Below are 18,433 nucleotides of genomic sequence, written 5' to 3'. Positions count from 1 at the left end.
GATCAAGTCCTTCGACAGGCTCAGTGCTACCGTCACGGTGGTGATCGAGGCGCAGCGGGTCGAGGTCTACCGCGGTGGCCACAAGGACGACCCGGGCGATCTGTTCGGACCATTGCCCGGGATGCGCCGCGGCGACGTGCTGGCGTACGAGATGCGGGCGCCGGATCGCTTCGAACCGTGGCCGGGCCGATCCCGGGTGGAGCGGATCTACGTGCTGCTCGATCTCGGGATCAGCCTCAGCATCCCCAGCTGGAGGCGGGCGCTGCTCCGGGACGGGACCCGGATCGAGATCCCGGCGACCGAAGAGGAGACCTGGTACATCGATCTGATCACGGTGGACCAACCCGAACCGGGAACGTTCCTGTTGCGCGACCTCTTCATCGACGTGATGGTGCCCTCCGATAGCCGGCACTACCGGATGCTGGATCTGGACGAGTTCGGCGACGCGATCGAGGCTGGCAAGATCAGCATCAGTGACGCAGCGGACGGGCTGCGGCGCTGGCAACGGTTCCTTGATCGGCACCTGCACCACGATCGGTTTCCGCAGGCCGGCTGGACCGACTTCCCGCCCGCCGCCCTCCGACCCCTGAGGGAACTCCCGGGCCTCTTCGGTCCCGCGGTCACCTGGCCCGACTGACCGAAATCCAGCGCACTCCGGCCGATTCGGCCCGATTCTGGCCCGGATGAGCAGAGTGCGCTGGATTCCGGTCATCACCTACGGTCGGGGCATGTACAACCACGAGCCGGCCGGCTACGACTGCCCGTTCTGCCGCGAGGACCCGGCGCTGGCCACCCGCCCGATGGAGGTCCTGCACCGCTACGAGCGAGTCACGGTCCGGCTCAACCCGAAGTGGTGGCCGAACAACCCGGGCGCCGCGCTGGTCGTACCGCATGATCATTTCGAGAACGTCTACGACCTGCCGCCGGAGCTCGGAACCCCTTTGCAGCGAGCGATCCGGGACACCGCGCTGGCACTCAAGACCGCGTTCGACTGCCCCGGAGTCTCGACCCGGCAGCACAACGAGCCGGCCGGCAACCAGGACGTCTGGCACTACCACGTGCACGTCTTCCCGCGATTCGTCGACGACCGCCTGTACGGTTCGCTGGGCGACTGGGTCGACGCGGACCGGATGCGCCGCTACGCGGACCGGATGCGTGCCGCCTGGCCGCGATCATGATCAGACGTGCAACCGCATCAGACGTGTAATCGCATCAGGACGCCGGTCTCGCCGTCCCGTCCGGCCACGGTGAAGCCGAGGCGCTCGAACATCGACATCAGGCCCCGGTGTGGCGCGGTCCGCACGCCCGCCTCGGCGGCCCGCACCCAGCCGACCCGGGGCACGTTCTGGACCGGCCAGACCTCGAGGTGTCCGGCGACCTCGCGGGACCGCGGCCCAAACTCCCGGCGGGCCTTGCCGAGCTCGGGATCGTAATGACAATGGACCACCGGCCGGGCCTCGATCCAGCCGCCGCCCTGCCGCCGGATCGACTGCACGGCCACGGCCAGCGCGAGCGTGGCGACTCCCTGGCGCCGGAACGGCAGCAGGGTGAGGAAGCAGGTGATCCGCCAGTCGGAGGTCGGGTGGGCGGCGACCATCCAGTCCGGAGTGCTGCTGGTCCGCGTGATCGGCAGATCCTCGACCCGGCCGTACTGGCACCAGCCGATCACCTGGCCGGCGCCGTACACCAGGATGCCGCGCGCCCGGCCCTGCTTGATCAACGCCCGCATCTCGTCGAGGTTCTGGTCCCGGCGAAGATCACGGCTCGGCAGCTCCTTGCCGACCGCGGGTTCGGCGGTGGCCGGCGGTCGCCCGTACGGATAGCGCATACAGCCGCAGCTGCCGCGTCCGTTGACCCGGAAGAACCGCTCGTAATCGCGCCAGGTCTTCGTCGAGAGTTCCTGCGTCGTGAACTGACTGACTTCCATCCATCGCCCCCAAGCATCGACGGTGAACACCACACACCCTGGAGCCCCGCCGGACCCGGCGTCAACGCTAAAAGCCCTGGCCAGACGGCAACCCGGTGTGACTTGATGGTGCCATGGCGCCCTCCGAATTCCTGGTTGATCTGCATCGGCGCTTCGCGACCCCGCGTGTCGCGGTGACGGATTTCGTGCGCCGTACGACCGGCGCCGAGGCCCTCGAGTTGGACCGGATCGCGCGCGGGTACGACAACGAGGTGTACCGGGTGACGCTGGCCACCGGGGCCTGCGTCTTCGTACGGATCAGGCGCAGGGAGGACGGTTTCACGAACGAACTGTGGGCCATGGACCAGGCGCGTGATCACGGAATCCCGGTCCCGGAGGTCCTCGGAGTCGACACGATCTCCGGTGATCAACGGGAGCAGTCGGCCATGGTGATCACGCCTGCTCCGGGACATCAGTTCCTGCAGGTCGCCGAGGAACTGCCGGATAACGAGCGCAGGGCGACCCTCGCCGACCTCGGCCGCGTCGTGACCCGGCTGCACGAGGTCAGGACGCCCGGCATCTGGCGCCCTGACGACGAGGGCCGATGGCCTGATCCGTCCGAACTGCGGGAAGGATACGTTCAGGAGCGAAGAGCCGAGCATGATCGACTCGTGACCGCGGGACTGTCGGCGGCCGAGATCGAGGCGACGTTCGCGGCCCTGGAGGCCTCGCCGGAGCCGCCGGCCGCCGGATTCGTCCTCTGTCACGGCGATCTCAGCCCCGAGCACGTCTTCGTCGAGGACGGCCGGGTGAGCTGCTTGATCGACTGGGGCATGTGGCACGGCGGCTCACGGCTCGGCGAGCTGACGTACCTCTACAACACCTTCGAGGACGAGGATTTCGCCGCGATCCTCGCCGGCTACGGCCGCCCACTGGACGACGAGTTGCGCCGCGACCTCGCGACGGTGACCCTCTCCCAGCGGATCGGCCACGTCGCGCACCATGTGGCTATCGGCGACCGGGCCGCGACCGAGCGCAACGTGTCCCTGATGCGCCGCGCGCTCCGCGAACTCAGGACACTGGGTCCGGCCAGCTGACCTCGGCCAAGCGCCGCTCGGCGAGTCGCTGCCGGTCCGGATCGCCGGAGGCCAGCTCTGCCTCCTGGTAGTCGCGGTAGAGCATCTCGTCGGCCACCTCGCGGCGATACAGGTCGGCGCAGGCCGCCTTGTCGCGAACATAGAGGCCGGTGCGCAGCGCGATGATCGCCGTCGCGGTCCAGCCGACGGTCGCCACCAACAGCTTGGTGCTCGGGCGCTCGATCCCGTCCGGTCCCGGCATCGCCCACTGCTCGAAGCCGAAGAACGCGCCGGCCGGATCGAGGTGCTCGAGCGGGTACGTGAGCGCACCGGCATCGCCGCGCTGACTGGGAAAGCGGTAACTGTTGAACGGCGTGTGGATCACGGACCGCCGGTAGCTGTCCGGCTCGAACTCCGGCAGACCCGGGCGGACGTCCGTCCCGTACACCAGTCTCGTGCCGAGCTTGAAGTCCAAGGCCGTACTGACCGCCTCCGGGAGCCGGAGGACTCGCTCACCGATCACGATGATCTCCAGCAGGACCGGGCTCAGTCGAGCGCAGTGATCAGCCAGCGCCCGCGCCCGGTCGAATTCGGCCCGATCGACGAACTGATCATGGAACAGGACGTACAGATCAAGATCACTGCCGTCGATGCTCGCGCCGCTGGCATGACTCCCGCGGAGGTAGACGCCCAGAACCCTGTCTGGGAAGGCGATCTCGAAGATTCCGATCAGACCCTGAGTGATCAGGTCGCACCGGCGATCACCGGTCGACTCGATCAGCTCAGGGCCCATCGATCGATACTACGGGGTGTTGTTCGCGAGCGCCCGGAGCCGGGCGTCGCTGCCGTTGAACACGTTCCGGTCCACCGCTCCGGAGATGCCGGAGACGGAGCCGGAGTCGGTCCACTGCCAGAACGTGTAGGTGCTGAAGCCGGTCGGCATGGTCGGGCTGGACGCCGACGTCCAGCTGGCCACCCAGAGCGGCGTCAGCGGGGCGAATTGGCTCGTGCCGCCGGTGCAGGCGTTCCACCAGCTGCGCGAGGTGTAGATGACGACGTCCCGACCGGTCCGCGCCTTGTAGGTGTCGTAGAAGCTCTTGATCCAGGTCCGCGTCGCGGACTGGCTCAGCGTGCACGAGCCCTCCAGGTCGAGGGCACCGGGCAGCGTCAGGTTGTCGGCGCTCCAAGCACCGCCGTTGGACGCGAAGTAGTTCGCTTCGGCGCGGCCGTCGGTGACCGGGTCACCGTTCGGCCGGGCGAAGTGGTAGGCGCCGCGGATGACCCCAGCGGCGTGTGCGCTCGGATAGTTGTAGTTGAACCGCGGATCCTTGTAGGTCGTGGACTCCGTCGCCTTGATGTAGGCGAACTTGATGCCCGCGTTTTTGACCGAGGTCCAGTTGATCGAGCCCTGCCAGTGTGAGACGTCGATGCCGGGCAGCCCGGCCGGTGCCGCCTGGGCAGGTTGCACGAACGTGAATGCGAGTGAGACCGCAGTAAGAGCGACGGCCGCAGACCGCGCCAGACGGCGCAGGTGAACACTTCCCATCATGCCCACTCCTTCGGTAGAGATTTGCCACCCCCCCAGGACAGGAACCTACGGCACCGAAGTGGACTTGCCTAGACCCGGAAGTGAACCAAGTCACACCCTTGGTTAACGGATGGCGGAGTGACTGCTCCGCAAGATGTTCCCGGCCACACCGTGCACCATCCGGTGAAACCGCTCTACTGTATGACCCATGCCGGGGGACATCTGGACGTTGCTGTTGCAGACCCAAGCGCCGTGGTTGGTCGGTCCGCTTGGTGTCCTCGTCGGCGTGATCCTCGGCCTGATCGGCGCGGCCTGGGCGGCCGCGGCGCAGCGGAAGGCGGATCTGGTCCGGGCCGCTCAGGATCGGGCTCAGACCGCGACGCTCAGCGAGATCGAGCGCGTCCGGGAGGTCTGCACGTCACTGTTCCGCGATCTGCAGGACTACTCCCGGCAGGCGCTGTTGCTGCGGACCGACGCCAACCTCGGCCGGAAGGCCAGCTTCGAGGTGACGCTGGCGATCACCGAGTCGCAGGCGTCGGTGATGGAGACGTACGCGACCGCACGGCTGAGCTCGCCCGGCCCGGTCAGCGACGCCACGGCCCGGATCGTCAGGGCGGTCGGCGATTGCCCGATCCTGGAGAGCCAGGAGGAGTTCGACATCTGGTCCGAGTCGTGCCGGAAGCTGTCCGGGTTCCTGCTGGAGGTCGGCGAGCAGCGGATCAAGGAGTTGTCCGGCGGGACCGTACCGAAGAATTGGTACGAGAGCCTCGTCCGCACCGAGCTCGGCGGGGAATCGGCGCCGGCGGCCACCCTGCGCGGACCGAAGCGAGGAGCCTCGACCAACGGCCGCAGCTACGCCCGGTCCAAGTCCAACTAGGTCCCGCGGACCGGGTGGGCCACCATGGTGGCCATGTCCGCCGAACCGTACGAGAGCTTCGCGCTGCCGCATTACGCGGACCGCGACCCGGCCCATAACGCGGACCACATCCGCCGGATCCTGCGGCGGCTGCCCGATCTGTCCCGCGGCGTCGAGCCGGAACCGCAGCCGCGTCTGCTGTACTTCCTGGCCTGCTTCCACGGCCTCGCTGACCGGATCCGCCGAGACGAGGCGTTCCGGGCCGAGACCGAGGCCTTCCTGATCATGAACGGCTGGACTGCCGAGCAGGTGGCCGAGGGCTTCGTCGCCCTCGGCCGGCACCACGTGATGCCGATGACGTCGGCGGAGAAGATCGTCCATGACGCGAACCACCTCGAGCGGCTCGGCGCGTTCGGGGTCGCGAAGGCGTTCACGCGTGGTGGCGCGGACGGGCAGAGCTACGAGAAGACGTTGGCGATCTTCGAACGGAACCTCAGGATGACCCGGTTCCTGACCCCGCGCGGTCGGGCGCTGGCGATCGATGGGCTCGCGTACTGCCGGGACTTCATCACCCGGCTGCGGCTGGAACTTTGATCTTGAGATGTCAGGCGCCGAGGACGGTGCCTGCCCGGTCGACCCATGATCGCCAAGCCGTGCCGAACGGCTCGAACCCGTCTCGAGCCGCGATCAGCACCTCGTCCGCGGTCGCCCGAGTTCTTGCCACCAACTCCTCCGGATAGCCGTACCGAACGATGTGCGCGGCGAACTCATCCTCATCTTCATCCACGTCCGCCCCTCCACCCCGCGAACGACGTCGAGGTCCAGGTCGACGGCGGTGAGGGTCCACCCGGAGCCACGATCGCCGAACTCCGGCAAGGTCGTGATGTCGGCATACATCGCCGTGCGATTCGGGGCGCGTCCCACTTGCGCTGCCGAAGAGTCACCTCAGCGCCGATCACCGGCTCGATCTCTTTCATCCGCACTCCCCGGAACCACCGATTGTCGGGAACGCCGCTTGGTCTTGACCCGATTGTGCCCGCCTGACACCGTGAGTCGCATGCCTGAGGAGCCGAGACCGCTCGCGGTGTCCGAGGTCATGCGCCGCCGGCTCAGGGCCCAGCCGGTACTCCGGTTGCGCGAACTCTGGAATCCGGGCGACCCCGACTCTGGGGCCGGGCAGGCGCTGGGCCGAGTGTTCGAGGAAATGGCGCGACAAGGCCTGACCCAGGCTGGCACCGTCTCCATCTGCACCTGGCCTGCCACGGAGGCTGGGCTCATCCCCGGTGAGGCCGCCGTGCCGGTGGACCGGCCCGGCCGATCCGCAGGGGAGGTCGAGGCGCTGACCCTGCCGGCCGGGACCGCCCTCTCGATTCTCTACCGCGACGACATCCACCTGACCTCCAGCGAACCCGTCGTTGATCAACTGCGCACGTACGCCGACGCCCAGGGGCTTGCCTTGACCGATGCCCCGCGCTGGATCTACCACACCGCACCAGACTGGAACCTGGAGCCGGATGATCACCTCATCGAGGCCCTCTGGCCGATCCGCGACGAGGAGTGATCACGATGGTGCGACGCGAGGTGCCACCGTTCGGCGACGAGAAGACGAGCCTGGTCGCGAGCCTTGATCGACACCGGGACGCCGTCCTGTGGAAGTTGGACGGTCTCGACGATGATCAACTACGCCGCCCGCTGGTGCCTTCGGGAACCAATCCGCTCGGCCTGGTGAAGCACCTGGCCTCGATCCAGTTCGGCTGGTTCTGCGAACCGTACGGACGGCCGTCGGAATGGATCGCCTGGGACCCGGAGGACTGCGACGCCGACGCCCGGATCCGGCCCGACGAGACCACGGCCGACATCCTGGCCTACTACGCCCGGGCCCGCGAGGCCGCCGACTCGGTGATCATGGACTTCCCGCTCGATGATCAACGCGCGACGCCGCCCGGCCTCGGGACCGGCGAGCCGGTCTCCCTCCGCTGGATCATCCTGCACGTCCTCGAGGACACCATCCGCCACGCCGGCCACCTGGACATCCTCCGCGAACTGATCGACGGCCGCACCGGCACCTTCCCTAGCTGACCGGCTTGTCCGAGAATCAGTTCGCGCTCCAGACGAGATAGCGATCCGCCGAACCGAACCCGGCACCACGATGTTCCGGAAGTACGAAGAGCCGCCCGAGGTAGGCCAGCTGCCCGGCGTCCCGACCCGGAGTCGGCATCCGCGGGATCGCGAACATGGTCAGCAATCCGACCGCCTTCGGACCGACCTCGGCGAGCCAGGAGAAGGACCAGCCCTCCGTGCGCCGGAACCATTCGTCGAACCGCTCCTCGAAGCCGGGATCGGAATCGGGAGCGAGGGCGCGGCGTTCCGCCCCGTAGTCTCGACGCAACGACGCCAGCCGGTCCGCATCGGCCGCAGCGGCCCGACGAATCACCGGAGCTGACGCAAGCGGTGTCGCAAATTTGACCATAGTTCGCAAACTAGCGGGTTTCCAACGATGGAACGGAAACTATCGTCAGTTCTGCGACAGCCATGCCGAGCCGAGGAGTCCGGATGACCGACCTCAAGGATGAGCTGTGGGCAGCCCTGCGGGCCGCCCGGTCCAAGATCATCGGACGGCTCGACGGGCTCTCGGAGTACGATCTCCGCCGGCCGCTGACCCCGACCGGCACCAACCTGCTCGGCCTGGTCAAGCATCTCGCCGGCGAGGAGTACGGGTATCTCGGCGAGTCGTTCGGCCGCCCGCCGGTGGAGCGGCCGACCTGGTTCCGCGACGACCCGTACACGGAGATCGATCTGTGGGCCACCCCCGACGAGACCAGCGACTACATCCTGGACGCCTACCGAAAGGCCTGCGCCCACGCCGACTCGACCATCGCCGAACTCGCCCTGGACAGCCGGGGCCGGGTCGCGCACTGGAACCAACAGGAGACGACCCTGGCCGCCCTCATGATCAGGATGATCAGCGAGACCGCAGCACACGGCGGGCACGCCGACATCGTCCGCGAGCTGATCGACGGCCGAGTGGGTGACCACGACTCAGCCGGCGCCGAACACTGGCAGAGTAGGCATGCCGAGATCCAGACTGCAGCTGAGAGGTTCCGCGACGATGATCACTGACCCGATCCTGGCCAAGATCGGCGAGGCCGCCGCACTGAATCATCATCAGGGACAACGCGAGGCGGCCCGCGACCTGCTCACCGAACTCTGGGACGAGATCGGCGGCGAGGAAGGCGATCCGCTGCACGTCTGCGTACTCGCCCACACGATGGCCGACGCCCAGGACGACCCGCACCAGGAGCTGACCTGGGACCTCAAAGCCCTGGCCGCCGCTGACCGGATCGAGGAGGACCGAGCCCAGGAAGCCGGCGTCGCCCTGCCGGTGGCCGGCCTGTATCCGTCCCTCCACCTCAACCTCGCCGACTGCTACCGCAGGCTCGATGATCTTGATCGTGCCCGTGATCATCTTCGGCAGGCACGGGAGTCGATCGGCGAGCTCGGCGACGACGACTACGGCCGGTTGATCAGGGACAGCCTGGACCGGCTGACGATTCAGCTGAGCCAGCACTGGTCATCGCCTTAGGGTTGCCCCGTGGAGTGCGTGTTCTGTGACATCGTCGCCGGCCGAGCGAGGGCGAGCATCGTCTGCGAGGACGCGACCACCATGGCGTTCGTGGATCGACGACAGCCGAGCTGGCCGCACGGCGGGCACATCCTGGTGGTGCCGAAGCCGCATGTCGAGTTCCTCTACGACCTGCCGGATGAACTCTCGGCCGCCGTGATGAGAACCGTGGTCCGGGTCTCGGGGAGCCTGCGGACGACGGTGGCAGCGGAGGGCATCAGCGTCTGGTCGTCGAACGGGCCCGGCGCCGATCAAGAAGTGCCGCACGTCCACCTGCACGTCATGGCGCGCTATGCCGAGGACGGGGTGCTGCGCATCTACCGGGATCGACCGCACTACCCGTCGCCGGACGAACTGGACGCTCTTGCCGGGTTGCTCAGCCGCCCCATTCGTTGACGCCAAGGGCGAAGTCCCAGTGGCCCACCCCGTTGCCGGCGAGCCCCATCGTGACGAGGCCCATACCTTCCAGCCAGTGCGCCATCTTCAGGCCGCCGACGTCCAGCGGGCGCAGCCCGATGCTCTCGATGAAGGCCTTCACGCTCGCCTTGGCCTGCGTACCGTCGCCGGCGAGGAAGACGGCGGGCCGGCCCTTCTCCAGAACATTGCGGAAGACGGTGTTGAAGGCCTTCACCACGCTGGCGCCGGCCGGGGCCACCTTGGCGACCTCCTGCGCGATCGAGGTCTCCTCGCCGTGGGCCAGCCCGTCGATCGTGGCGTTGAAGGGGTTGCTGATGTCGACGATGATCTTGTCCGCGAGGGCGTCACCGTACTCGACGACAACCGGGACGACACCGTCGGCCAGCAGGGCCGTGATGACGATGTCCCCGACCGGAGCTGCGGCCCACTTTCCCGTCGCCGCGCCGCGGCCGAGAGCCTCGACCAGGTCGTCGACCTTGGACTGATCGCGGCCCATGACCTCGACGGTGTTGCCGCCCGCGATCGCCAGCGTGCCGATGGCGCGGGCCATGTTCCCCGTACCGATGATGCTGATGCTTCCCATGAGCTGTGCTCGCTTCCTGATCTTGGTCTTCGGGTGGGTGGTCAGATCGCGGTGGTGCCGCCGTCGGCGACCAGTTCCAGGCCGTTGACGTAGCTGGAATCGTCGGAGGCGAGGAACAGAGCGACGGTGGCGATTTCTTCGGGGCGGCCCATCTTTCCGCGGGGGATCAGCGACTCGAAAGCTGATCTTGAGGCCTCGTCGAACAGCTCTTCCTGTTTGGCGGTGGCGACCTGGCCGGGGGTCAGCACGTTGACCCGGATCTTGCGGTCCCGCAATTCGTTGAGCCAGACGCGGGCCCAGGCCTGCTGGACGGCTTTGCTTCCGGCATAAAGGCTCCAGCCGGGGAAGGCGCCGAGTGCGGCGTTGGATCCGGTCATGAAGATCGAGCCGTTGTCGTTGATCAGCGGCAGCGCCTTCTGCACAGTGAACAGGGTGCCGCGCGCGTTGAGCGAGAAGGCCCGGTTGAACTGTTCCTCGGTGATCTCGCCGAGGACGGCCGGTTCGCCCATCCCGGCACTGGCCCACAGCACGTCGATCGAGCCCTTCTCCCGCTTGACGGTGTCGTACAGCCGGTCCAGGTCGTCCAGGTCGGCGGCGTCGCCCTGCACGGCGGTGACGTTGCGACCGATCAGCTTGACGGCTTCGTCCAGGGCAACCTGGCGCCGGGCCTGGATGAAGACGTACGCCCCTTCCTCGACGAACAGCTTGGCTCCGGCCAGCGCCATGCCGGTCGATCCGCCGGTGATCACCGCGACCTTGCCATCGAGCTTTCCCACGGTCACTCCTCTTGGATTCGGGTGTTCGGGACAGTCGGCAAGTTATGTACACCGTGCTGTTTGCATAACGTACCGGAGCCCCGCACTGCGGCGCAAGCTATGTACACCGATTCGTACCCAAGCGGTTTACACTGAGCCCATGACGGAGTTGGAGAAGGGCCCCCAGGGCCGGCGCCGCGGGCGCGGCGCGCGCGAGCGCATCCTCAGCGCGTCACAGCAACTGTTCCGTGCTCAGGGCATCAACCGCACCGGCATGGACCAACTCTGCGCGGTGGCCCAGGTGTCCAAGCGCACGGCCTACCAGCACTTCACCAGCAAGGACGAACTCGTCGCCGAATACCTGCGTCGATTCGATCCCGACGTCATGCCCGGGGTGTTCGACCGCACCGACCTGACACCCCGCGAACGACTCCTCGCCGCCTTCGACCTGCCCGAGTCCACGCCCCTGTGCCCCTACATCGCGGCCGCCGTCGAACTCCACGATCCCGAACATCCCGCGTCCCAGTACGCCCGCGACTACAAGACCGCCCTCGCCGCGAAGTTCACCGAAACCGCCCGCGAAGCGGGCGCCAGCGACCCCGAGCAACTCGGCGAACAATTGGCGCTCCTGCTCGACGGTGCCTCGGCCCGCACCCGAGTCCTCAACCGTGAATCCTTCTCCACCGCCGCCGCCATCGCTGCCGTCCTCATCGACAACGCCATCCCTCAGTGATCAAGGTGATCGCAGAGTCGCTGAAGGCCATGCCTGCCACAAAGGGCTGCGATCTTGGAGCGAATGACGAGAATCGAACTCGCATTCTCAGCTTGGGAACCGGCCCAGGGCTGACGGTCCGATCCGGATCCGGCGAGTCGATCATGGGCGCTGCTGGCCTGGAGTGACCTCGTCGGACCCGGCTAATGGCACGGGAATGGCACGCCGAACACCTGCTGTTCGAATCCTCGGCCCACACCAGCCGCGTCCCCTCGTAGGCGCCAATCGTAGGGCTCCGGGCCGTGCGTCAAGGGTGAAATCCGAAGGACGCGCAGCGCCCTTGACACGCGGACCGGAGACCGGAGACTGGTCCGGAGAGGGGACGCGGACGTAACTTCTTCTGGCTTAGTCAACTTCAACGGGTCCGTATTTCTCGGTTGCACGCCTGCATTCGGCGAGAAAGCGATCTAGCCCGGTAGCGAGGCCAACCATTACGTCTGTCCACGATGAGCCTTTGAGACCATCGACCTGCTCAGGAAGGGTAAGTATCGTTAGCCTGCCATCGATCGGCTGCGGCCCACGCGCTTCATAGCTCACAAGGAGGTCAGCCGCGGCCTTCAAGGCGGCTTCCTGAGCAAGCACGGCGTTGGCGTACGCCCTTCCGCACGAGTCGGTCACCCGATCGCACAGAATTTGGGCGTCTATTACCCCGCTCATGGCTGAGAGATCCCGCTTGACCGTGCTTCCCCACCCATTCCAGGCCAGAAGCTCCTGCGGTGGGAGTATCGCGCTGGCGGTCACGGATCTCTCGCCTGAGTCGTCGAGTTTCTCGTTGATCTCCAGTCGCATGACGGTTCCAGCGTGCTGCATGAAGTTTCTCAGCTTGTACGCGATTCGGTAGGCAGCCTGGTTGTCGTATTCCAAGCTCAATGCAGCCTTGAAGACTCGGTACGGCTTCGACTCCTTGCCGTATTTTGCGGATAACGACGCACACGTCTTATCGTCGAACGCACGGAGCGAGGACAGAAAATTCTCCAATGCAGTTGAGACACGCCGGCGTAAGGCCATGTATTCCGCATCCTGGTTGCTCCACTCCTTGACGACGTCCGCCAGCACCAGGTCCAATGCTCGCCGCTGGTCCCGTAGGACGAAGTAGGCAGAATTCGTGTTTGCATCGAGAAGCTCGTTCTCCGCGTGATGAATCGCCTTGACTTCGGCCGAACTCAGCTGATCCGTCGTGTGGAGCGGCGCCGTTCTATCAGACGTCTTGGGGCGCCAACGGCCAAGGTAGTGGCGCACCGGATGCGAGTCGCTGATCATGTGATCAATAATGCCAAGGCGGATGCAGAAGCGGCGCGGCCCGCAGCGAAGCGAGGACACGCGCCGCCGCGCCGGCGGAGCCGGCGCCTTGATCTAGTAGAGGTCAATCCGGCAGATTGAGCGGGCCGTGTCCCAGATCGGTGCGCGCCAGGTGATCAAGGCGCCAAAGACGGCAGCCGGCATCCGCACCGTGACCTTTCCTGAGTGGCTGGTTCCCGAGGTCGAGCAGCACTTTGCGACCTTCGGCGAGCTCGGCGGTCTCCGTCGCGTGTTCGTCGGACCGTACGGTGTGACGCCGGCCCGGACCAACTTCTCGAAGATCTGGGCACGTGCCCTGAAGGACGCCGGCCTGGCCGGGATTCACATCCATGACCTGCGGCACACCGGTAACCACCTGGCGGCGATCTCGGGCGCCAGCACCCGCGAGCTGATGGCTCGGATGGGGCACGCCAGCGTTGACGCCGCGCTCGTCTACCAGCACCGGAGTGACAGCCGGGACCGGGTGATCGCCGAGTCGTTGAACGCCATGATCAAGACCGCCCGACCGGCGAACTCCCGTCGTTCGGGGCACGTTGAGGGCACGCACACTGGCTAGCCTCGATGTTCGAATAAAACCCCTAGTGGCGATTTGGCCTGCCACTAGGGGTTTCGATCTTGGAGCGGATGACGAGAATCGAACTCGCATTCTCAGCTTGGGAAGCTGATGTTCTGCCATTGAACTACATCCGCGCTGACCGGCAGCATACCGGCGCAGAGAGCAGTGTAGCCAACTCGTCCGGGCGCTGCTTGACCCTCCCATTGTCGGAGGGTGCAGTGTTGCGGTCATGAGCGTATCGGTACCGATCGGGGAGTTCTCCCGGTTGACTCATCTCAGCGTCAAGATGCTCCGGCACTACCACGAGATCGGGCTGCTGGAGCCGGCCGAGGTGGATGCGACGACCAGCTATCGGCGGTACGGGATCGGGCAGGTCCCGACCGCCCTCCTCATCGCCAGACTCCGCCACCTGGACATGCCGCTGCCGGAGATCGCGACGGTGGTCCGGGCGGACTCGGAGGAGGCGCGGAACGCGATCATCGCCGACCATCTGCGCCGGATGGAGGAGGAGCTGGACCGGACCCGGGAGATCGTCGGGTCGCTGCGCCGGCTGCTCTCCCAGCCCAGGATCGGGTACGAGTTCCGCTCCACGAATCAACCGGAGCAGCGGGTCGCCGCGATCGTGGACCGGGTCGACCGCAGCGTGATCGACCTCTGGTGCGCGCAGACGTTCCCGAGGCTGTACGAGAGCCTCGGCGCGGCCGGGATCGCACCGATCGGCCCCGGCGCCGCGACGTACGACGACTCCTTCTTCACCGACAGCATCGGCGAGGTCGTCGCCTACGTCCCGATCCCGACCTCGGCGCCGCCGGGCCTGCGGGAGCTCACGCTGCCAGCCGGCCGGTTCGCGACCACCGTGCACCACGGCAGCTTCACCGACATCGACCGTACCTACGCCGCGCTCGGCAGCTACGTCGCCGAACGCGAGACTCTCGCGCCCGGACCCGTGCGCGAGCTCTACCTGGTCGGTCCGGGCGACGTGACCGATCCGGCCGACTACACCACCGAACTCTGCTGGCCCATCGCCGGCTGACCGAAAGGACCAACTCAGCATGCAACTCGGACAGATCGTGATCGACTCCGCCGACCCGACCCAGCTGGCCGGCTTCTACGCCGGCGTGATCGGCCGGCCGGTCGCCGACGGCGGCAATCCCTTCATGGCCCAGATCCACGGCGACGGCGCCTTCCCTTCGCTGATGTTCCTGGCCGTGCCCGAGCCCCGTACCGGCAAGAACCGGCTGCACCTCGACCTCGTCTCGGACGACTTCCAGGCCGCGGCCGAGCGGGCAATCGGGCTCGGCGCGACGAAGGTCGGCGAGTTCGAGGAGTACGGGACGGCCTGGGTCACGTTGGCCGATCCGGAGGGCAACGTCTTCGACATCGGCCGTCCGCATTGATCCGCGCTCGGGGTTCGCCCGGGTTCCTCCATTGTCTGACCGACGAGCAGTTCGGACCTCGGAAGGAACGCGTTACGGTACGGGGTGTGACCGCGAGCAACAACGTGCCGGAGCCGTTCGGTCGGGAGCCGCGCGACGTCGGACCGATCGCCGGTGGCAACCTGCGCGCGTCCGACGCCGACCGGGAGCAGGTCGCGAACCTGCTCGGTACGGCGTTCGCGGAGGGCCGGCTCACCCACGAGGAATACGACGAGCGTCTCGAGCAGGCGATGAGCGCGCGAACGTTCGACGACCTGGTGCCGATCACCAGCGACCTCGTTCCGGTGACCCCGCCCACGCTGCCGCAGCCACAACCGCAAGCTCAGTCCAACTTCACCATCGACCAGTCCCACCCGGCCGAGGAACGCGACACCATGATCGCGATCTTCGGTGGCGCGTCGCGCAAGGGGAAGTGGCGGATTCGCAAGTCCAGCACGGCGATCGCGGTGTTCGGCGGCGTCGAACTCGATCTTCGCGACGCGGTCTTCGAGGCTCCGGTGGTGGAGATCATCGGGTTCTGGTGCTTCGGCGGGATGGACGTCCTGGTGCCGGAGGGCGTCGAGGTCCGTGATCAGACCGCGGGCGTCTTCGGCGGCACCGACATCACCCGGCTCGGCGATCCGGTGCCCGGCGCACCGGTGATCGTCCTCAAGGGGATGTCGCTGTTCGGCGGCGTCAGCGTCAAGGGACCCAAGAAGCGCCGCTGACGTGCGTCAGGCGTAGGACACTAGGGTGGGAGTCGCTATGGATGACCTGTTCGCGCCCCCGCAGTACGAGTGGAAGCGCCTCGCTCCCCCGTACCGGACCTTGCGCCGCCTCACCACCGGAATCGCCGCGGTCGTCTTCCTCGTTCCGGCGGTGATCTTCGGTGTACTGACCCAGCTCTGGTGGGTCAGCGCGATCGTGATCGCCATCGGCCTGGCGATCACCGTGCCCCGGTGGCTGCTGGTCGAACGGCACTACCGCTCCTGGGGGTACGTGGAGCGCGAGGACGACCTCTACATCACGCACGGCGTCATGTTCCGCACCTTGGTCGCGGTGCCGTACGGGCGGATGCAGTTGGTCGAGGTCGAGTCCGGCCCACTGGAACGGGCGCTCGGCCTGGCCCACGTCACCCTGGTCACCGCCAGCGCATCCACCAACGCAACCATCCCGGGCCTGGTCCCGGATGAGGCGGCCCGCCTGCGGGACAGCCTGACCCAGCTGGGCGAGGCACATGCCTCGGGCCTGTGATCGCCGGAAGCCCGGACGATGACCGACCAAGATCATGATCAGGCGACCGCGCCGGCCGAGCTGGCGCCGGTGGTCGAGGGCGCGCCCGCGGTCAAGCAGACCGAACGTCCGCACCCGCTGACCCCGTTCATCCGCGGCTGGCTCGTGCTGGTCGCGATCATTGTGGCCGGCGGCCGCGAGTTGATCCCGGACTCGTCCAACGGCCGGGGCGGGTTCGTGCTGCCGGAGCTGCGCTGGCTGCTGCTGGGGATCGCGGTGATCGTCATCCTGGCCGCCGCCGTCGGCTTCGTCAGTTGGTACTTCACCCGGTTCGTCATCGACGACGAAGAGCTCCGGGTCGAGACCGGGGCGATCTTCAAGAGTTCCAAGAAGGTCCCGTTCGAACGGCTGCAGTCGGTGGACATCATCCAGCCGTTCGCGGCCCGGATCTTCGGCCTGGTCGAGCTGCGGCTCGAGGTCGGCGCCGGCGACAACACGATCAAACTCCGTTATCTGCAACGGGATCGGGCGGCCCGACTGCGGGACTACCTGCTGGTCCGCGCGCACGGTGAGCAGAGCAGCCTGCACGGTGCCGAGCACGGCGAGAAGACCAGCGCCTTCACCGACCTGCGCCAGTCCGACCGGCCGCTGGTGGTGATCAATCCGGCGATGCTGGTGGGCAGCTTCCTGCTGTCCAGCGAGTTCTTGATCACCGCCTTCCTCACCGTCGGCGCGCTGGTCGTGACCGGCGTCCTCGGCGTGATCATCTACGCGCTGCCCGGCCTGGTGCCGGCGGTGATCGGTCTGGTGTCGCTGGTCGGCCGCCGGCTGATCGCGATGTTCAACTTCACCCTGGCCGAGTCGTCCCGGGGCCTGCGGATCACCCGCGGCCTGACCGCCCTGACCAGTCAGTCGGTGCCGTTGGACCGGATCCAGGGGCTCTCGGTGTCGCAGCCGATGCTGTGGCGCCGGCTCGGCTGGTGGCGGGTCGACGTCGACATCCTCGGCTACGGCACGTCCGAGGGCGAGAACAACGACAACAACGCCACCAGCGTGCTGCTGCCGGTGGCCAACAAAGATCAACTTCAGGTGACCCTGGACCGGGTGCTGCCCGGCGTCGACCTGTCGGCGATCGAGTTGCATCCGTCGCCGCGCCGGGCCCGCTGGCCGGCCTGGTACAACTTCTGGACCCTCAAGTACGGCTACGACGACCGGGTCCTGATCACCGAGCACGGTTGGCTGACCCATCGCCGCGACATCGTGCCGCACGCCAAGAGCCAGTCGGTACGGATCGAGCAGGGCCCCTGGCAGCGGGGGCTGCGGCTGGCCGACGTCCACGTCGACACCCCGAAGGGCCCGGTCAACGCGGTGGCCCGGCAACTGGACGAGACCGCCGCCCGCGAGCTCGCGCTGACCCAGCTCGACCGGGCCCGGACCGCCCGTGCCGCGGACCGCCAGCGACGGCTGTCCGCGGGCCGGCCCGGTGCCACCGACCGCGACGAACTGGCCGTGTTGGACCGGTTCCGGATCGGGCCCGAGGCGCTGCTCGGCGGTGGTTCGGAGTCGCAGGTGTTCGCCCTCGACGACGACCGGGTGCTGCGGCTGCAGGCGCCCGGCGCCCGGCCCGAGGTCGCGGCGCAGCGGCGGGCGCTGGCCGACCTGTGGGCCGCCGTGGATCTCGGCTACGCGGTCCCGCGGGTGCTCGACGCCGGCGAGTTCGCCGGCCGGCGCTACACCGTCGAGCACCGGATCGAGGGCGAGGAGCTGCGCGACCATCTCGCCGCGACGCCGGATGAGGGCCTCCGCCGGCTGAGCCTGGAGCGCTATCTGACCGCCGCGATGGATCTGCAGCGGCTGCCCGTACCCGTGGCCGGCTTCGCCCAGCTGATCGGCCCGGATGCGCCCCGCCGGTTCGACACCCTGGCCGACCTGCTGGCGGCACAGCTGCACCGGACCGTCGGGTCCGTACGGCCTCGGCTCGAGGCCGACCTGCCGGACCTGACCGAGCGGTGGCAGCAGCTGTTCGACGCGCTGGCCCGGCGGCAGACCTGGCCGGCGCTGGTGCACGGCGACTACTTCCCGGGCAACGTCCTGGTCCGTCGCGAACCGGACGGGTCCGCGTGCGTCACCGGCGTGGTCGACTTCAGCCCGCACACGCTGGCCGCCGATCCGATGATGGACGTCGCGGGAGCGATCGCGTTCCTCGGACTGGAATCCAGGACCGCGCATCCCGGTGACGAGGAGTGGCTGACCGACCTCGCCGTCGCCCGGCTCGGCGACGAGGCGCGGTTCTGGATCGAGGTCTACCGCAGGTTCTACGCCTTCTACTTCGCCGAGGATCCGGCCATCTATGACTGGTCCGTGGAACAGCTGCGGCGCGACCTCCGGGGTACCGAGACGCGCCGCTAAGCTCAG

25 protein-coding genes and 1 tRNA gene are annotated in these 18,433 nt (G+C 67.5%); 17 read left to right on the top strand and 9 right to left on the bottom strand.

The window, feature by feature from the left end; all coding sequences use genetic code 11:
• The first annotated feature begins 40 nt into the window (after positions 1-40).
• Complete coding sequence (locus BKA15_RS19525) at positions 41-637, top strand: ribonuclease FAU-1 family protein (RefSeq protein WP_179753540.1); 597 nt, start codon at positions 41-43, stop codon at positions 635-637.
• A gap of 91 nt (positions 638-728) precedes the next feature.
• A complete protein-coding gene (locus tag BKA15_RS19520) occupies positions 729-1,178 on the top strand; it encodes an HIT family protein (RefSeq protein WP_179753538.1) in 450 nt (149 codons plus the stop codon).
• A 17-nt stretch (positions 1,179-1,195) separates the two neighbouring features.
• Here BKA15_RS19520 and BKA15_RS19515 read toward each other — a convergent pair whose 3' ends face one another.
• Positions 1,196-1,927 (bottom strand): hypothetical protein, encoded by a 732-nt coding sequence (locus BKA15_RS19515; RefSeq protein WP_179753536.1) that lies wholly within the window; start codon positions 1,925-1,927, stop codon positions 1,196-1,198.
• A gap of 113 nt (positions 1,928-2,040) precedes the next feature.
• On the opposite strand from BKA15_RS19515, the gene BKA15_RS19510 reads away from it, so the two are divergent.
• Positions 2,041-3,003 carry a phosphotransferase family protein gene (locus BKA15_RS19510; RefSeq protein ID WP_179753534.1) on the top strand — a complete coding sequence of 321 codons (963 nt, stop codon included), beginning with the start codon at positions 2,041-2,043 and terminating at the stop codon, positions 3,001-3,003.
• Here BKA15_RS19510 and BKA15_RS19505 read toward each other — a convergent pair.
• Together BKA15_RS19505 and BKA15_RS19500 are read right to left on the bottom strand one after the other, a co-directional pair.
• Positions 2,978-3,775 carry a nucleotidyltransferase domain-containing protein gene (locus BKA15_RS19505; protein WP_179753532.1) on the bottom strand — a complete coding sequence of 266 codons (798 nt, stop codon included), beginning with the start codon at positions 3,773-3,775 and terminating at the stop codon, positions 2,978-2,980. The genes BKA15_RS19510 and BKA15_RS19505 overlap by 26 nt on opposite strands.
• Before the next feature lie 9 nt (positions 3,776-3,784).
• The gene (locus BKA15_RS19500; protein WP_179753530.1) at positions 3,785-4,531 is read right to left on the bottom strand and encodes a GH25 family lysozyme; all 747 of its coding nucleotides are present in this window, start codon (positions 4,529-4,531) and stop codon (positions 3,785-3,787) included.
• Positions 4,532-4,718: 187 nt separating this feature from the next.
• On the opposite strand from BKA15_RS19500, the gene BKA15_RS19495 reads away from it, so the two are divergent.
• Entirely contained in the window at positions 4,719-5,387 is a 669-nt protein-coding gene (locus tag BKA15_RS19495) for a hypothetical protein (protein ID WP_179753529.1), read from the top strand.
• A 33-nt stretch (positions 5,388-5,420) separates the two neighbouring features.
• On the top strand, positions 5,421-5,960 hold the full coding sequence (locus BKA15_RS19490; protein WP_179753526.1) for an HD domain-containing protein: 540 nt from the start codon (positions 5,421-5,423) through the stop codon (positions 5,958-5,960).
• A 10-nt stretch (positions 5,961-5,970) separates the two neighbouring features.
• Here BKA15_RS19490 and BKA15_RS19485 read toward each other — a convergent pair whose 3' ends face one another.
• Complete coding sequence (locus BKA15_RS19485) at positions 5,971-6,153, bottom strand: hypothetical protein (protein ID WP_179753524.1); 183 nt, start codon at positions 6,151-6,153, stop codon at positions 5,971-5,973.
• 270 nt (positions 6,154-6,423) lie between these two features.
• On the opposite strand from BKA15_RS19485, the gene BKA15_RS19480 reads away from it, so the two are divergent.
• Complete coding sequence (locus BKA15_RS19480; RefSeq protein WP_179753522.1) at positions 6,424-6,927, top strand: GyrI-like domain-containing protein; 504 nt, start codon at positions 6,424-6,426, stop codon at positions 6,925-6,927.
• A 5-nt stretch (positions 6,928-6,932) separates the two neighbouring features.
• Positions 6,933-7,445 carry a DinB family protein gene (locus tag BKA15_RS19475; protein ID WP_179753520.1) on the top strand — a complete coding sequence of 171 codons (513 nt, stop codon included), beginning with the start codon at positions 6,933-6,935 and terminating at the stop codon, positions 7,443-7,445.
• 16 nt (positions 7,446-7,461) lie between these two features.
• On the opposite strand, the gene BKA15_RS19470 is transcribed toward BKA15_RS19475, so the two are convergent.
• Positions 7,462-7,800, bottom strand: a complete 339-nt coding sequence (locus tag BKA15_RS19470) for a GNAT family N-acetyltransferase (RefSeq protein WP_179753519.1) — start codon at positions 7,798-7,800, stop codon at positions 7,462-7,464.
• Positions 7,801-7,919: 119 nt separating this feature from the next.
• Here BKA15_RS19470 and BKA15_RS19465 point away from each other — a divergent pair, with 119 nt between their 5' ends.
• Genes BKA15_RS19465 through BKA15_RS19455 form a run of 3 tightly spaced genes read left to right on the top strand, consistent with a single transcriptional unit; the run spans position 7,920 to position 9,384 of the window.
• On the top strand, positions 7,920-8,486 hold the full coding sequence (locus BKA15_RS19465) for a DinB family protein (protein ID WP_179753517.1): 567 nt from the start codon (positions 7,920-7,922) through the stop codon (positions 8,484-8,486).
• Positions 8,476-8,949, top strand: coding sequence for a hypothetical protein (locus BKA15_RS19460; protein ID WP_179753515.1), 474 nt, complete (start codon positions 8,476-8,478; stop codon positions 8,947-8,949). Before BKA15_RS19465 ends, BKA15_RS19460 begins: the two co-directional genes overlap by 11 nt.
• Positions 8,950-8,958: 9 nt before the next feature.
• Positions 8,959-9,384 (top strand): HIT family protein, encoded by a 426-nt coding sequence (locus tag BKA15_RS19455; RefSeq protein WP_179753513.1) that lies wholly within the window; start codon positions 8,959-8,961, stop codon positions 9,382-9,384.
• Here the strand turns inward: BKA15_RS19455 and BKA15_RS19450 are convergent.
• Positions 9,365-9,988 carry an NADPH-dependent F420 reductase gene (locus BKA15_RS19450; RefSeq protein WP_179753511.1) on the bottom strand — a complete coding sequence of 208 codons (624 nt, stop codon included), beginning with the start codon at positions 9,986-9,988 and terminating at the stop codon, positions 9,365-9,367. The genes BKA15_RS19455 and BKA15_RS19450 overlap by 20 nt on opposite strands.
• 41 nt (positions 9,989-10,029) lie before the next feature.
• Positions 10,030-10,764 carry an SDR family NAD(P)-dependent oxidoreductase gene (locus BKA15_RS19445; protein ID WP_179753509.1) on the bottom strand — a complete coding sequence of 245 codons (735 nt, stop codon included), beginning with the start codon at positions 10,762-10,764 and terminating at the stop codon, positions 10,030-10,032.
• Positions 10,765-10,903: 139 nt separating this feature from the next.
• On the opposite strand from BKA15_RS19445, the gene BKA15_RS19440 reads away from it, so the two are divergent.
• Positions 10,904-11,476: a TetR/AcrR family transcriptional regulator gene (locus BKA15_RS19440; protein WP_179753507.1), complete on the top strand. Its 573-nt coding sequence runs from the start codon at positions 10,904-10,906 to the stop codon at positions 11,474-11,476.
• A 384-nt stretch (positions 11,477-11,860) separates the two neighbouring features.
• Here the strand turns inward: BKA15_RS19440 and BKA15_RS19435 are convergent, their stop codons facing one another.
• Positions 11,861-12,775, bottom strand: a complete 915-nt coding sequence (locus BKA15_RS19435) for a hypothetical protein (RefSeq protein WP_179753505.1) — start codon at positions 12,773-12,775, stop codon at positions 11,861-11,863.
• 127 nt (positions 12,776-12,902) lie between these two features.
• Between BKA15_RS19435 and BKA15_RS36450 the strand changes: the two genes are divergently transcribed.
• Positions 12,903-13,370 carry a tyrosine-type recombinase/integrase gene (locus BKA15_RS36450; protein ID WP_218871483.1) on the top strand — a complete coding sequence of 156 codons (468 nt, stop codon included), beginning with the start codon at positions 12,903-12,905 and terminating at the stop codon, positions 13,368-13,370.
• Between the two features lie 60 nt (positions 13,371-13,430).
• Here BKA15_RS36450 and BKA15_RS19425 read toward each other — a convergent pair.
• A tRNA-Gly gene (locus tag BKA15_RS19425) sits at positions 13,431-13,504 on the bottom strand.
• A gap of 95 nt (positions 13,505-13,599) precedes the next feature.
• Between BKA15_RS19425 and BKA15_RS19420 the strand changes: the two genes are divergently transcribed.
• The 5 genes from BKA15_RS19420 to BKA15_RS19400 all read left to right on the top strand — a co-directional run bounded on the left by BKA15_RS19420 (position 13,600) and on the right by BKA15_RS19400 (position 18,427).
• Positions 13,600-14,403: a MerR family transcriptional regulator gene (locus BKA15_RS19420; RefSeq protein ID WP_179753503.1), complete on the top strand. Its 804-nt coding sequence runs from the start codon at positions 13,600-13,602 to the stop codon at positions 14,401-14,403.
• A gap of 19 nt (positions 14,404-14,422) precedes the next feature.
• Positions 14,423-14,767, top strand: coding sequence for a VOC family protein (locus BKA15_RS19415; protein WP_179753501.1), 345 nt, complete (start codon positions 14,423-14,425; stop codon positions 14,765-14,767).
• Positions 14,768-14,853: 86 nt separating this feature from the next.
• Positions 14,854-15,513, top strand: coding sequence for a DUF1707 SHOCT-like domain-containing protein (locus BKA15_RS19410; protein ID WP_179753499.1), 660 nt, complete (start codon positions 14,854-14,856; stop codon positions 15,511-15,513).
• Between the two features lie 37 nt (positions 15,514-15,550).
• Positions 15,551-16,039: a PH domain-containing protein gene (locus BKA15_RS19405; protein ID WP_179753497.1), complete on the top strand. Its 489-nt coding sequence runs from the start codon at positions 15,551-15,553 to the stop codon at positions 16,037-16,039.
• 18 nt (positions 16,040-16,057) lie between these two features.
• Complete coding sequence (locus tag BKA15_RS19400; RefSeq protein ID WP_179753490.1) at positions 16,058-18,427, top strand: PH domain-containing protein; 2,370 nt, start codon at positions 16,058-16,060, stop codon at positions 18,425-18,427.
• The last annotated feature ends 6 nt before the right edge of the window (positions 18,428-18,433 follow it).

This window comes from Microlunatus parietis (assembly GCF_013407955.1).
Lineage (GTDB): Bacteria > Actinomycetota > Actinomycetes > Propionibacteriales > Propionibacteriaceae > Microlunatus > Microlunatus parietis.
This window is presented reverse-complemented; position numbering and strand designations above follow the sequence as displayed.

What these genes read in the sequence shown, in the direction of transcription:
- BKA15_RS19505 (WP_179753532.1), bottom strand. Translation starts at nt 3,775, where the DNA reads ATGGGCCCTGAGCTGATCGAGTCGACCGGTGATCGCCGGTGCGACCTG.
- BKA15_RS19420 (WP_179753503.1), top strand. Translation starts at nt 13,600, where the DNA reads ATGAGCGTATCGGTACCGATCGGGGAGTTCTCCCGGTTGACTCATCTC.
- BKA15_RS19415 (WP_179753501.1), top strand. Translation starts at nt 14,423, where the DNA reads ATGCAACTCGGACAGATCGTGATCGACTCCGCCGACCCGACCCAGCTG.
- BKA15_RS19510 (WP_179753534.1), top strand. Translation starts at nt 2,041, where the DNA reads ATGGCGCCCTCCGAATTCCTGGTTGATCTGCATCGGCGCTTCGCGACC.
- BKA15_RS19480 (WP_179753522.1), top strand. Translation starts at nt 6,424, where the DNA reads ATGCCTGAGGAGCCGAGACCGCTCGCGGTGTCCGAGGTCATGCGCCGC.
- BKA15_RS19465 (WP_179753517.1), top strand. Translation starts at nt 7,920, where the DNA reads ATGACCGACCTCAAGGATGAGCTGTGGGCAGCCCTGCGGGCCGCCCGG.
- BKA15_RS19405 (WP_179753497.1), top strand. Translation starts at nt 15,551, where the DNA reads ATGGATGACCTGTTCGCGCCCCCGCAGTACGAGTGGAAGCGCCTCGCT.
- BKA15_RS19450 (WP_179753511.1), bottom strand. Translation starts at nt 9,988, where the DNA reads ATGGGAAGCATCAGCATCATCGGTACGGGGAACATGGCCCGCGCCATC.
- BKA15_RS19460 (WP_179753515.1), top strand. Translation starts at nt 8,476, where the DNA reads ATGATCACTGACCCGATCCTGGCCAAGATCGGCGAGGCCGCCGCACTG.
- BKA15_RS19495 (WP_179753529.1), top strand. Translation starts at nt 4,719, where the DNA reads ATGCCGGGGGACATCTGGACGTTGCTGTTGCAGACCCAAGCGCCGTGG.
- BKA15_RS19440 (WP_179753507.1), top strand. Translation starts at nt 10,904, where the DNA reads ATGACGGAGTTGGAGAAGGGCCCCCAGGGCCGGCGCCGCGGGCGCGGC.
- BKA15_RS19520 (WP_179753538.1), top strand. Translation starts at nt 729, where the DNA reads ATGTACAACCACGAGCCGGCCGGCTACGACTGCCCGTTCTGCCGCGAG.
- BKA15_RS19400 (WP_179753490.1), top strand. Translation starts at nt 16,058, where the DNA reads ATGACCGACCAAGATCATGATCAGGCGACCGCGCCGGCCGAGCTGGCG.
- BKA15_RS19475 (WP_179753520.1), top strand. Translation starts at nt 6,933, where the DNA reads ATGGTGCGACGCGAGGTGCCACCGTTCGGCGACGAGAAGACGAGCCTG.
- BKA15_RS19515 (WP_179753536.1), bottom strand. Translation starts at nt 1,927, where the DNA reads ATGGAAGTCAGTCAGTTCACGACGCAGGAACTCTCGACGAAGACCTGG.
- BKA15_RS19435 (WP_179753505.1), bottom strand. Translation starts at nt 12,775, where the DNA reads ATGATCAGCGACTCGCATCCGGTGCGCCACTACCTTGGCCGTTGGCGC.
- BKA15_RS19500 (WP_179753530.1), bottom strand. Translation starts at nt 4,531, where the DNA reads ATGATGGGAAGTGTTCACCTGCGCCGTCTGGCGCGGTCTGCGGCCGTC.
- BKA15_RS19490 (WP_179753526.1), top strand. Translation starts at nt 5,421, where the DNA reads ATGTCCGCCGAACCGTACGAGAGCTTCGCGCTGCCGCATTACGCGGAC.